The sequence below is a fragment of the Cupriavidus sp. CP313 genome, assembly GCF_054072015.1.
Genome location: NZ_JBSVZB010000010.1, coordinates 96,181 through 109,409, shown reverse-complemented (window position 1 = coordinate 109,409; position 13,229 = coordinate 96,181). Strand labels below are relative to the sequence as shown.

Here is a 13,229-nt window from a genome sequence, read left to right as displayed (position 1 = left end):
CCCGGCCACCTCCGCGAACTGTTGGGCTACCCGGCGGAAATCCTGATGCCTCGCGGGCGCGCACAGAAGCGCCTCCTCAAGCCGGCGTAGGCCTAGCCGCGAGACGGTCCTGTCAAGGGTCGGATTGGACAAAAGGGCCATCTGGACACGTATACCGGTGACATCGTTAAGTTTACAATTATAATCATACGCCAAAATAACTTCTGGACGCTCAACCGGCGTGCCACCCTTTCTGACCTGCTATGAGAAGCCCTTACCGATACCTCAATGCCGGCCCATCATCCCGGCTCTATAGCGTCCTTGCTGATCAGATATCCAAGTCTCAGACAAAGGCGCCTGTGGCACAGTGGATCTCGCTGATCGGAAAGCTCACTCAGAAAGGCGTCAAAGGCAACGAGATCGAGGATTCAAACCTCCTCCCTACCTTGGAGTTGCGCGACCCAAAGCAATCGCTTACCAAGGACGATTTGCTGCAGATGCTCGTGTCGACCACTCCGACGATCAAGGAGATCGATCTTGCGCGCCCCAAGTACGCCAATTACAAGCAACCCGGTCCCAGCGCCTATCAGGAAACGCTCTATGTCCTCAACAGCCAGAAGGCAAACATAGAGGACCGGATGGACGAGATACGCTTCGAGCTGGAGGAGTTGGACTTCGATCTGGATCGCCTAGCGCGGGATCCTGGCGCCGTAGTCCGACTCGACGCGGAGCGCCGCGCTCTGCTGGCATCCGTCGACAAGGCACATGATTTTTCACACCACCACTTCTCGGATATGGAGGATCCTGAGCGGCCCGGTCAGAAGATCGCCAACCTCCTCGCCCATGCCCGGACGACCGTGCGCGGCGACCTCTTCATGATCGAGGAGATTCAGTCGGATTGGGCCCAGCGCGGGCGCCGCCAGGATTGGGCAAACATCTCTAAGGGTCCGTTTGTGACGAACACCGAAGTCTGGTCTGGACTCATCCTGCGCCGGACCCTTCAGCGGGCAGCTGAGAATCCGGCAATCCGCCGTGTGGCATGGATCACCGCCAACATGCGCAATGGCTGGAACAACGAGCGCCAGAGCGACGGCTTGAACGACTTCTACCTGAAGATTCTCCCGAAAATCGCCGAAAAGGCCCTCAAAGGTAGCGACCAGAAGATCCGGATGAACGCAGTCAAGTTCCAGGAGAACGGTCCCGAGCACAGCGTGCCCGGGTTTGACATGACGCCACAGGTAAGGGAGGTCCTCTTGAAGCCGCAACCCATGTATTCCCGCGACGTGCTGCACAACACCCTGGCAGTGTTGATCGATGACCTTCCCGAGCACCAGCAAGCCTATCTTAGCCGCGCCCGCGAGATGCTGGGCTCCGTCGCCTCTGTCCGCCTTGCCTCTCAGATCTACGATGCGGCAGGCTCGGAAGTCGCCGGTAGCCAGATCAACCGCATGATCCTCCTTTCATTGCGTGCGAAGGAACCCGACCGTGTCTTCTATCACGAGTGCTGGCACTACGCACAGGAACACTTGATTGAACAGGAGAAGAACAACGCGATTGACCGCGCGTTCCGCGCCGGCTCGCCGCTGCATGCTCTGACGGTAAAGTGCCTGTCGGAGCGCGGACTGCATAAGGCGGCAGCACAGTGCAATGACCCACGCGAAACGGCTGCCCACGCGTTCTCGCTTTGGAAGACTGGCGTGCTCGCCCTCCCAGCCGAGGCGACACCAGACACCAGCGAGGTTGCCAATACCTTCGGGGCGGTCGGTCGCACGGCTGACGGCTTTTTCGCGTGGATGCGCCGGGTTGCTGGCGAGGCTCTAATTCAGAGCGATGCTACCGATGTGCAACTCGTTGCGGCGATCTTCGAGCAATTGGCCTCTGGCGACCTGGCGGAACACGATGGAGAGTGCCCTGGCGACGACGATCATGAGGTCGCGACAAGGCCGCGGATGCGCTAGCCCCCTGCAATCGCTAAGGTCTACATCATGGATCCACAGATTATCGGGCTGAATGGCGTCTCAAAGCACGAGCGCAAGGCAATCGCATCGGAGTTGGAAAAGCAAGCGCACGCGCGCGGCCTGGCGCTCCAGGCTGTCAGCCTTACCGCGCTTCTGATCGACGAGCTGATCCACGCATTCCCTTCGGCTCGCGGCATCCTCGATGCAGCGCTTGCCGGCCATCCGCCCGATGGGGCGCATGGCGGATTGGCGCTGAGCCAATGCGCCGACCGGGCCTTTGTCCGCGCAGCGATCGAGTTCGCTGACGAGCGGGATCTCGAGTTTGACGACCTGGGCCACTTTTTTGCCCAGCCGCGCACGATTGAGCAGATCTTCCACTGGTGGCGCGTTGCCTATCGTGAGCGGCAAACCCCTGGTTACTTCTTCGAGCTCGCACGCGCTGGCTTCAACACCCTCCGCCAACGTGGAGGGGCAGACATTTACCTGGTGGAAGACGCCGACACCATGAATGTCTGCCGCCTCATCCGTGGTGCAGACGGAGAAAACTGGCTCGGTGCCCTAGCCTTTGGTGACACCCGCCTTTTGGGGCCGACCGTACGTGTTCCAGCGACCGCCTTGAACAGCCAGTTGGCCATTTTCGTCCGCCACCAGTTCGCACGCAGCCGAACCGACCACGTGGCCCGATGGGCTGGCCGCCAACACGCGACCACGCAAGTCGACGCAGAGCAGATCCTACTCGACGCTGGGGTTTGGTTTGACCGCGCGTACAGCCGCGCCGGACCAACGCCAGGCTCCGTCGTCTATTTCAACCGCGGTGATGAGCTCAATGTAGCCATGTATGACCCCTCCATCGGATCGGTGAGCATTTTGGAGGACGGTCGCGCCGATGGTACTCCGGAGGAGCGCCGCGTCGACGTACCACTCGTACTTTCCGACCCCAGCCCGGAGCGATCTTTATCGCCGCGCCTCGGTCTCTAATTGGTCCATTTATTTTGACGTATCAGTATTTTTCGAACGATGAACCGCCGGCGTGGCCGGCCCATCACCAATAAGGACACCTCTATGTGGCTCAAGAACGCAACGGTCCTTCGACTCGTAAGCCTCGGCCAGCGTGCCGACGCGCTCAACAATGCGCTCGGAAAACAAGCTTTCACGTCTTGCGGCAGCAGTGACTTCGCATCCAGCGGATGGGTACCGCCCCGCGCCGATGGATCGCTGGCCCATGTAGTGGGTCAGCAAGTTCTGCTTAGCTATTGCATCGAGAAGAAGGTACTGCCAGGTGCCGTGGTGAAAGACGCACTGGCGGCCCGTTCAGCGGAGATTGAGGCCCGCCAAGGCTTCAAAGTAGGCCGCAAGCAGCTGAAAGAGCTGAAGGAATATGTCACGCGCGAGCTGCTGCCAAAGGCCTTCGCAACGCGCAGCAAGACCGCAGTATGGATCGATCCCGTCAACAACCTGATCTGCATCGACGCCGTCGGTTCCAAGGTCGACACCATCGTGACCGCCCTCTTCCGGTCCATTGATCGGCTTGAGGCCACGCCGCTGCATTGCAACCTGTCCCCCGCGGCCGCGATGACGGACTGGCTAGCCAGCGACGAAGCACCCGGCGGTTTCACTGTCGACCAGGATGCCGAGCTCAAAGACTCTGGCGAGGGCAAGTCTACCGTGAAGTTCGCAAACCATAGCCTCGATGCGGCGGATCTTGGTCACCACCTTGCCGGCGGCAAGCGGTGCACGCAGCTGGCAATGACCTGGGAAGACCGAATCTCGTTTGTCCTTACCAGCGCCCTGGGACTGAAAAAGATCAAGGCTCTGAATGTGATCAAAGACGAAACGAAGGATAACGGCGAGGACGCGGACGCCAGATTCAATGCCGACTTCGCGCTGATGGCTGGCGAGCTTGGCAAGCTGATTGCTGCCCTCAGCGGAGCACTCGGGGGCGAATCGCCGGCCGAGGGCGTCCGACATCGAACCGATGAACAAGAGCTGCCGATGGCGGCGTGAGAATTTCAATGAGTAACAAACTACACCTCGAAGAGATCCGTTTGCCTGCGGACTGGGTGGGCCAGTGCTTCACACAAACCCAGGGCGATATCACTTCGCTCTACGCTTCCCGGGCATCTGAAACCACCCCTGCTCGCATTGCCAGCTGTGGCCCATTGACCGGTGACGTGCTAAAGGCCTTGGCTGTTGCGCTCAGTGACGCGTGGCGAACCGGCCGCGGGCTCGCCCCGAGGGCTGACCCTGAGCCATATGAAGTGCCGATTGGTGCAGAGGTGCCTATGCGACGTCAGAGCGCGCAGCGGCTGCTGCTAAACACTTTCGGCGCAGCGCCGATCGTCACCTTCATGCAACACGCGAGCAACGTTGCCCGCGAAGCGGACCCGCTCCTGAAGGACCTGGTCTGGCAACAAGGCCGTCGCGGCTACATGGTCGAGTACAGGCTGCTGGACCAGGCGGGTAACGTTGTAGCCGCCGACGTCGAAAGCAATAAGGCCCTTCGCGCCGCCCGCATTGCGCGGCTGGCCGATGTCGACGCATGGTGCATGCCTCTTGAGGACTTCGAGCTCAGTTCACTGGCAATTCCGGTGACCAGGGGAAACGGTGCGAAGGAGTCCCGTATGCTGGTCGTTGAAGGCGCTCAGGCCCCGGCCGGCGCTCAGGACCTCAACGCGCTCCGCTCCGAGCTTGGCCGCATCTACGATCGCGCGACAGTCGGCAAGAATGGGCTAGAGCTGGCGCCGCGGCAGGAATGGATCGCATCGTCGGTTACGCAGCTGTTGAACCGCGCTCTGGACAGCGACCTCCGGACGTTCCAGATGGCAGGTGCGAAGGCGATGATCTTCTTTCACGCGGACAACCCTCGCCTGAATCCACATTCAGTCCGTTCGATGGTCCACTGTGACCTGGTGGTAGCGGCCTGCGAACGGGGTGAGCACGTGCCGGATGAGGTGATTGCCGATCTGCGCGCAAGGAATCCTCGGATCGAATTGCCGATGGCGGCGCCCGCCGCAGACCGTCAATCGTATTCGCGCCCGACGCTTCATTGAGTAGCGTGGCCACTAAGATTTTGAAGGAGCAGTCGTTGAGCCCGTAGGCATCCCCTAAACGAAAAAAAGCCTGGAGTTGGCGCTCCAGGCTTTTTATCGGCATAGACAAAGGGGTGGAAGGCTTCGAAACCCTCTTGACTTGACCTCTAAGACAGTTCGAGTCTACGAAGCCTCGCCCTTCGCTGTCAATGCTCTCTCCACAAATTTGCGCGTTGATCGAAGATGAATTTAGGCTTCGAAGGGCTTCCTATTGCCCAAAAAACAACAGCATGCGGCGGTGCGTTGCATGCTCCATCCTCGATGGTCAGCGATGGCCGGGAACCCAAGGCAGCCAGGTGCGATGCTGGGCGGCTGCCTGAGCGGATCCTCAGAGCGATCGCATTGGTCTACGAGTCCGATGGGCTCCGGGCTTTGCACATCACTAGTCGCCAAGTCCTGGCCACGCTCATCCGCTTCGCACTGAACCAGAACGATCCCACCTCGCTCGCCTTCATGAAGAAGTCAACGATTGCACAGCACCTCGCGATTAGCGAGGCCACTGTCTATCGAGCGCTCGGGGTACTTGAAGATGCCGGGCTTATCGAGCGTGAACGGCAGCAACGCACCAGGGCGCAGCTCGAGGTCGTTGGCCGGATCGGGTTCACCGCAAAGTTGCTGCAGTTCATCGGGATCGCTGGCAGGCAACTTGGGTCCGCTGAACCTCCTCCGACCGGCCACGATGAGTCCCAGTCCCGCTCTACATGTCTCGCACCGGTGAGTGGCGTAAACAAACCCAAGCAGTCTTCTACGAAGAAACATCCCGGGCGGGGAGTCTTTGTGCAAATTGACGATCGGGCAGTCCCCATTGATCTGGCGCCTCTCGTGCGCGATCAAGAGCTTAAGACGTCCGCCCTCTTCCTTCTGATGCGGCTCGCGAGGGAGGCTGGCCACCGACTGTCGGACGTCGTCTCGGCATCCGGCCATGCTCTCGGGCCGCTCCGGGGGCGAGAACTGTTCGCCTACCTCAAGTCGCTCCTCGGAAAGCCCATCGATTATGGCCATGTGGTCCGGACTCGGAAGGCCCAAGAAGATGAAAGGCACGCAGCCGACGCTCGGGCCGCGCAGGACCGGCAGGAGGTTGCCCAACTCATTGAGCGGTACCGCGGTAGACGGGTGTCAGCACCCGACGGGCGGATCTATGAGGTCGACTCGGCGTCGATCGTGATCACCGAGGCCAACGGCCGCCGAAGTTCATTAGGGCATGGCCAGGCGCGCGCCTGGCTCATCGAGATGGACAGAGCAGCGACTGGGTTCATCCGTCCTCTGGCCCAACCGTCGTCAGCGACAAGGTCATCGTCGGCCATGGCACAGGCAGCTATTGAGCAGCTTCGCAGCCTCGTCGGCGGCAGCCAGGCCTCCAAACATCTTTGGAGGCTGAGCTCGGGGGCCAGGTTATGCGCTTCAACGCGCTTGGAGGCGCTTTAACGCGCTAGTTGAACCCTCTGGGAGGTGAGAGTTACGCGCCTCAAGGCGCCAGAGTGCGCTTCAACGCGCTTGCGCGGGCTAAGACGCGCTTGAAGGCGCTAGATCAGTCGGCCTTGCCTGATACAGACATCGTCGTTGTGCAGTTGGTGGGCTGGGTGGGATTCGAAGGTGTGGCCGGCATTCAAGCTGAGGTGCTTGGGGCAGGCGAGCGGGGCATGGCGGGAGGGCCTTGGATGGTGCATCGGTTTGGGCCGCAGCCTTCATAGTATCTGCGGAGGTGCCGTTTAGAGCACCGAAGGTATGGTGTATCGGTTTGGTCCGCAAACCGGGCGGTGCGGCGCAAAGGTGCATCGGTTTGGTGGCGTGCAGGGAAATTTGCGGGAATAGTGAGCACTCCCTTCGTCCACGAGCGCCAAACTGAGGTGGAAGGAGCCGCCTCCGCAAATTTTGCGGACCAATCCATTGCACCATCGTCAGTCAAAGCCGCGATCTGGTCCCTCGGGCCCCCCCACTGCGGACCAATCAACTACACCTTGAGGATTTGCGGCCCAAAAGAATGCACCTTCAGGTCGTACTTAGCTTCTCGGTGTGTCCTTAGGACACGGCTCAGACCCTTCTGAAGGGCTTGCGGGCCAATCGTTTACACCTTTGGTGGTGACTGGGGCCCGGAGGGCTCGGTTCTGTCTTCCGTTACGGGATGGCTTGCGGACCAATTTGCCAGCGCCTGCGATATTTTGCGCACCAACCCATTGCACCTTGATCCCCGCCGCGGCCTTGTAACCCTGGTGCCGCGGACGTAGCCGTGCGGACCAATGCGTTACACCATAACTGTCTTGCGGACCAACCGATGACACCCCACAAGGATCCGTGCCTACTTGCGGACCAATGAACTACACCATGGCTTCTGCGGCCCAATTGATTGCACTTTGAGGTTTGCTTGGCCACTCTGGACCCAAACCCTTTCCCGTTGTTCGAGGGCTCCAGCTGCGGGAACGCCAACATGAAGCCGCCGTAGAATGCCATCACATGGCTGGCGATATCGCCTGGTTGCCAAGCGAGAGCGCGTAGCTTGCGCCGTCGGAGAAGCCGGCATAGCCCTGCCGCCGCGGGTTGCAGCCGTTGCCCCTGTTGCTTTGGGTCGCTTTTGTTTTGGCCCGGGCCTCAGTGGATGCTAGAAGTGTGGATAAGTACCGTCGGTTTTGACTGTCCGCAAATCTTTGCGGAGAGCTAGCAGCTTCGTTTACGTATACCAACTAACGTATACGACCCGGGATTTTTCTTGGAAAATCAAGAAGTTACATCGAGCAAAGTGTTAACGATTGGTGTAAAGGTGGCATTATTTGGTCCAAAGGTGGTCCGCAATGGGCCGCAAAGGTGTAATCGGTTGGCCTCAAAAGGTGCTAACAGTTGGTGTCAAGGTGCAAGTAATTGGTGCAAGGTGTTAACGGTTGGTGGCAACAGCCTAATCTGCCGGAAAGTCGCACGTAGATTGGGTTTCCAGGCGGCTGGCTCGCGTCGATGGTGGTATGCATTGGCCCGAGGGTGTCATCGATTGGTGTGAGTTGGCGATGGTGCTGCGCAAAGGTGCAATCGTATACTTGACTCATTACACCTTTACAGCGATATTACCGTCCGTCACTCTGTGTACTCGGCGCCCTCTCCATGTCAAACGTCCCGAAGAACATTCAGGAGCAACTAGGCTTCGACATCTTCAACGCTGTCCGCGAGGATCTGGGGCCCACTACCGCAATCACCGAATCGCCGCGGGAGATCGGTTACCGCAAGACCAATGTCCTGATCGACGTGTCTCCGATGTCGCTTGTGGCCAGGCGAGCAATCAACGCCTTGTGGCTCACCGTATCAGAGAATCCGGATCTCGAACATTACGATATCGAACTCAACTACTTCAAATGGCTTTCGAAGTTTGAAACGTCGAACAATGTTGCACATTTGAAGAAAGCTTTGCGTGAGTGCCAGGCCTCATCCGTTCAAGTTTCTGTTGAGGATTCAGGCGGCGACCCGCAATGGGTATCTGTGCCGCTGCTGGGCTCAGTTGGGATTACCGGCGGGCGCGTCGTGTTCAAGGTCGACGAGATGATCCGTCGGCAGTTGAAGGATCCGCAGCGCTACACATATCTCTCCTTGCGCATGTCAGCGGCGTTGAGCCAGTACGCCTATGTTCTTTATGAACGGCTTGGCTCGCTTCGTTTTATGGGCACGACCGGCTGGATCCCAATCGAAGATGTCCGAAAGTGGGTCAATGCCGATGCCGTGAAATCGCTGACGGAATACAAGCAGTTCAAGCGGTTGGTCCTCGACAAGAACATTGCTCAAATCAATGAGCTGACGGACCTCTACATCGAATACGAGACGAAGACTGCGCCGGGCTCGCGCCGCGTAGCGGCGATCCGTTTCAAGCTCCGGGATAACGCAGAGGGCAAGCTGGTTCTGGATTTCGCGCAGCCGCACGAGCTGAAGGATCTGTACGAGACGCTTGTGAAGGGCTTCGGGCTGAGCAAAAAGCAGATCAACGAGATCATTAGCAATCGCGAGGTGAACACGGATGAGAGAATCCGCGCCGCGATCGAGCTCGTGAAGTATCGGGTAAAGGTCGGTGTGGTCAAGTCACCAGGTGCCTATCTCGTGCGAGCGATCAACGAAGGATGGGCTATGAGCGAAATGGAGCGGGCTGTTGCTGCGGGGAATGCGCCTGCCCTGCCCGCTGCCGAGCCGAAGGTTCCAACAGCAGAGATTGAGTTCGCCCGAAATCTTGAGAGGGATATCGAGGAGGGGTTGGCCATCTTTGACTCCCTGGGGTCTGACGATCGGTTGAAAGTCCTCGAGGGCCTGTACAAGGAGACGACTTTTCAGATGGCTGCTCGCCGGCAGAAGGTTAAGGCGAAGCCGGATGAGGTGGCCATCTTGGCTCGCAAGGCGTTGAAATTGGAGCTTGGTCAGTACGCCAAGCGCTGGTCAGACGCGCGCCAAGCGGCATAAGACTCCACGACATAAAAAATATATCTCTCAAAAGATACGTCGTTCCCGCTTTCTCGATTGAAACTCATTGGCATGGGTCAGAGCGCGGCCAACGACCCACGTATGAAAGTGGAGCTTGGCGCCGCTGGCGTTACCATCCACTACTGCGCGGTCCATCACTTCCATCGCAATTCCAGAGGTGTTCCGCCGTCTTCTCCGTACCTTGGCGGCCCGATGCTTTCAAGCATGAAACCAGGGCTCATCCAGGCGCCGCGGCATGCTCCCATTACTTTCACGCTTGAAAGTCCGTCGAGGGGCAGTTCACTCGGCCGGCTTTCAAGCATGAAAGCTCGCAACCTAGCTTCTCCGTCGGCTACCCGGAATGCATCCGTCAGGGCTCCACCGTACTTAGGCATGCTTTCATGCTTGAAAGTTGGTCAGGGCTGTCGTCACGTGCGGCGTCGCTGGGAGGCGGCTTTGACCACAATATCGCGACGGTTGGCTCCCCGACTTTCAGGCATGAAACCTCAAGGGCCAGTCGCAGGCTGGGCCGGTACTTTCAAGCTTGAAAGTTCCACAGGGTGAATCCTGGGCGTGGATGGCTCACTAAGCTTTCAAGCATGAAACCTTACGGTCAGCGGCAGACTGCGCCGGATACTTTCACGCTTGAAAGGTCGGTCAGGTAGTAATCCTCGTCGTGGTTCGCTTCGCTGAAGCCTGGAAGCAAAAAGACCAAAGATTCCGCCGAACAACCTGAGTAGCTTTTCCACGCTGAATTTGCGTGGAGGGCTTGAATCCGGGCCTGCTTTCACGCTTGAAACCCCGCATGCCCAACAGTTCCGCAGGGAATGGTGAGCTTTCACGCTTGAAAGTGGATGTCGACCAAGATGGAGCTGCTGCGCTTTCAAGCATGAAAGCCGCCGTCGAGATCCGGTTCAACTGGGAGCTTGCAGGCGGGCCAATTTGCGAGCTTTCACGCGTGAAACCACTCGGCCTTACCCGCGAGAGCACCGCATTCAAACAACAATGGCTTCCCCGCTAAACCTATGCGCCAAAGGCGAGACGACTCATCGTCCACATGCAATTCTTGGTTGTGGTCCATGTGCAACGCTCAAGTGGGAATTTGTTTGCTTTCATGCTTGAAAGCGCCTAATACGATGTGATGTGTCCTACAGTGGCGGCTGGGGTCGAATTTGCAGATTTGAAAAATATTTTTGGAGAAATATATGACCGCAAAGGTTGTCACCGTCTTCAATCAAAAAGGCGGCTGCGGGAAGACGATGGTCTCGATGCAGCTTGCGGCCAGCTTCGCCTTGCGCGGCCTTCGCACACTACTTATCGATATGGACAAGCAAGGCACCAGCACGATCTGGGCAGGGCAGGGCGGCGTTGAGAAGCCGTTCCCGGCTACTGTGATCAGCCTGGCGCCCCTTCGGGAAAAGCTGATTGGCGAAGTCGCCAAGCACGCAGAAAATTACGACGTTGTCCTGATCGATTGCCCGCCGGCGATCGAGTCATCGATTCCGTGGGCAGCACTCAATATCTCGGACCTGGCGTTGATCCCGGTTATCCCGTTGATGGACAACGTCTGGGCTAGCCGTGAGGCGAAGGAACTGGCGCGGCGGGCAAAGGAAGAGAACCCGGAACTTCAGACCTATTGCATTCCGTCGATGTCGCGCCGCGGAAACGTCTTCAAGGCTTGTACCGAAATCCTGCAGGGCGACGAGGAAATCCCGCTACTGGACACCGGTCTGCAGCAACGAAACGCCTACGGGGAGTCGCAGATGTTTGGGCTCAGCGTCCACGGGCTATCGGGGTCCTCCGCGGCGACTAAGGAGGTGGAGGAGCTGGCCAAGGCCGTGCTGACGAAGCTGGGTATCAGCACGGCGAAGAGGCCGGCCAAGACTAAGCCCGCCGCCGCCAAGCAGAAGGAGGCAGCATAATGGCTAAGAACCGACTCGAGCAGATGAGGGAGCAAGCCACTAAAGCAGTCAATGCGGCGCCGCCTGCTGACCGTTTCGCGCGGGCGCAAGCATTGGTGGAGCGCCAGCCTACGGGCTTCTCAGAAAAGCAGCTTGAGCCTGCTCACGACACGCAACCCACTGCTGAGATCCTTCGTGGGGATTTCTCGCACGAGAGTGCCGCTGCGCCGCGGGAAGAGGGCCGGAAGAAGGACATCTCGAGAGCAGCGCCACGAGCTTCTAATGAGCCGTATTACGAAGAAGCGGACATCGGACTCATTGACGAGAATCCGTTCAACGCGCGACGTCTCTATCGCCCGGAACGCGTCCATGAGCTTGCAGAGAGTATGCGTGCAGACGGTCAGCTCGTTCCCGGTATTGCGACCATCCGCAACGGGCGCCGAGTACTTGCCGGCGGTCACTATCGCTTCAAAGCGCTGAAGGCCGCGGGGATTCAGCGCATGAAGCTGCTGGTGCATGAGGAACTCACCGATCAGCAGCTGTATCAGCTTTCCTACAAGGAAAACGCCGAGCGCGAAGCCCAGTCTCCATTAGACAATGCTCTCGCGTGGCGCGCCCTGATTGACCAAGGCGTCTACACGAACGAATCCGCCATTGCGGAGGCTACCGGCATGTCCTTGCCTAATATCAACAAAACGCTGGCCATCCTGAAGCTTTCCGACAGCGTCCTTGACACCGTCAAGGAGCGACCAGACCCTTTTGCTCTCTCCACGCTGTACCAACTGACTTTGCTGGAACGTGTTGCCGGCCCTGCGGTGGCAGGAGTCATGGCGATCAAGGTGCGCGACGAGGTCGCAGTATGCCGGGACGTGGAAGAGGCGAGGGCGCGATACGAAAGCAAAACCGCTCGCAAGCAGAAGGAAACGTCTCGACAGCACCGTCTGCTCGGCGCCGACGGCTCGCCACTTGGCGTTCTGAAGGACTGGGACTCGGGAAAGGTCTCGTTTGAGATTACCCTCCTGGATCCTGCTCAACGCCAGGCACTTGTAGAGGAACTCAAGGCCAGGTTTGCACCGCAGTCGGCATCTGACGCAACCTGATGGTGGCTGAGCGCCACCGTCTTCCGCACCGTTTGATGCAACTAACCGCCCGGATCTTCACCCGTCTGGCAAACCCGTCGCGACGTTCATCTGTCGTTTTGTTGTCCTGGGCCGAGTCGAGGGCGGCAAAGCCGCCAGGAAGACGAGCGCGGGCCGAGGGGGAGGGCAGTCCGGCCTCTGCTATACCTCGATGAAGATCCTTCGGCCACCGGCGATCCCGATGATGTCAGGACGGATGTCGCCGTCGGACTTTTCGACCAGGACCTCATCGAGGCTAACCAGGCGTCCCGGAAGGTCGGCTGTACCCCAATCCGGGATCTTGTAGTTAAGACTGAGCGAGGTCTTCCGCGTTTGTAGTCGCGTACTCGAAGACGTCGAACCAGGTGACGTTCCGATTGCGATCCTGGATGCGTAGCCCGTTGACAGGGATCGGGTGCCGAACTACGCCGCAATGGGCCAAGAATAGGCGTCGTACTTCCGCAAGGATCCATTTGACCGCCATATGAAGCGCTGACTCATAGCCCGCCGTGCAGTTTTCCGCTCGGTGGTGGGCGAAATGCCAGACCTGCGCGTCGCCTTGCTTGGCGACCATCCGCGCGCCACATCCTGGGCAGATGCATTGGCACGCCAATCCGCTCGCGAAGTCTCGAACAGAAACTATCTCGCCGGACGCATCCAGGGCGAAAGGGAGTTTGGCGACCAGTTCCATCGGGACAGTTGTATCACATTTAGCGGTCTAATCTGCACCTGGCGTACAATGTTAAATGTGACTCGCACGTA

At 58.8% G+C, this 13,229-nt stretch carries 10 protein-coding genes; 9 read left to right on the top strand and 1 reads right to left on the bottom strand.

Translation table 11 applies throughout. The annotated features are described in order from the left end of the window. Positions 1-338 precede the first annotated feature (338 nt). The 9 genes from ACW4E8_RS16030 (at position 339) to ACW4E8_RS15990 (ending at position 12,449) form a co-directional block, all read left to right on the top strand. Positions 339-1,937: a hypothetical protein gene (locus tag ACW4E8_RS16030; protein ID WP_456805397.1), complete on the top strand. Its 1,599-nt coding sequence runs from the start codon at positions 339-341 to the stop codon at positions 1,935-1,937. A 27-nt stretch (positions 1,938-1,964) separates the two neighbouring features. Then, entirely contained in the window at positions 1,965-2,915 is a 951-nt protein-coding gene (locus tag ACW4E8_RS16025; RefSeq protein WP_456805396.1) for a hypothetical protein, read from the top strand. 84 nt (positions 2,916-2,999) lie between these two features. Continuing rightward, positions 3,000-3,941, top strand: coding sequence for a recombination-associated protein RdgC (locus tag ACW4E8_RS16020; RefSeq protein ID WP_456805395.1), 942 nt, complete (start codon positions 3,000-3,002; stop codon positions 3,939-3,941). A gap of 8 nt (positions 3,942-3,949) precedes the next feature. After that, entirely contained in the window at positions 3,950-4,987 is a 1,038-nt protein-coding gene (locus ACW4E8_RS16015; protein ID WP_456805394.1) for a hypothetical protein, read from the top strand. A 222-nt stretch (positions 4,988-5,209) separates the two neighbouring features. Further along, positions 5,210-6,451 (top strand): helix-turn-helix domain-containing protein, encoded by a 1,242-nt coding sequence (locus ACW4E8_RS16010; protein WP_456805393.1) that lies wholly within the window; start codon positions 5,210-5,212, stop codon positions 6,449-6,451. A 1,662-nt stretch (positions 6,452-8,113) separates the two neighbouring features. Further along, positions 8,114-9,448 carry a replication initiation protein gene (locus tag ACW4E8_RS16005; protein ID WP_354687262.1) on the top strand — a complete coding sequence of 445 codons (1,335 nt, stop codon included), beginning with the start codon at positions 8,114-8,116 and terminating at the stop codon, positions 9,446-9,448. An 805-nt stretch (positions 9,449-10,253) separates the two neighbouring features. Further along, entirely contained in the window at positions 10,254-10,469 is a 216-nt protein-coding gene (locus ACW4E8_RS16000; RefSeq protein WP_456805392.1) for a hypothetical protein, read from the top strand. A gap of 184 nt (positions 10,470-10,653) precedes the next feature. After that, complete coding sequence (locus tag ACW4E8_RS15995) at positions 10,654-11,370, top strand: AAA family ATPase (protein WP_456805391.1); 717 nt, start codon at positions 10,654-10,656, stop codon at positions 11,368-11,370. Continuing rightward, complete coding sequence (locus ACW4E8_RS15990; protein WP_456805390.1) at positions 11,370-12,449, top strand: ParB/RepB/Spo0J family partition protein; 1,080 nt, start codon at positions 11,370-11,372, stop codon at positions 12,447-12,449. The genes ACW4E8_RS15995 and ACW4E8_RS15990 overlap by 1 nt, the downstream gene beginning before the upstream one ends. Before the next feature lie 325 nt (positions 12,450-12,774). Here ACW4E8_RS15990 and ACW4E8_RS15985 read toward each other — a convergent pair whose 3' ends face one another. Beyond that, positions 12,775-13,158 carry a competence protein CoiA family protein gene (locus ACW4E8_RS15985; protein WP_456805389.1) on the bottom strand — a complete coding sequence of 128 codons (384 nt, stop codon included), beginning with the start codon at positions 13,156-13,158 and terminating at the stop codon, positions 12,775-12,777. Between the last annotated feature and the right edge of the window lie 71 nt (positions 13,159-13,229).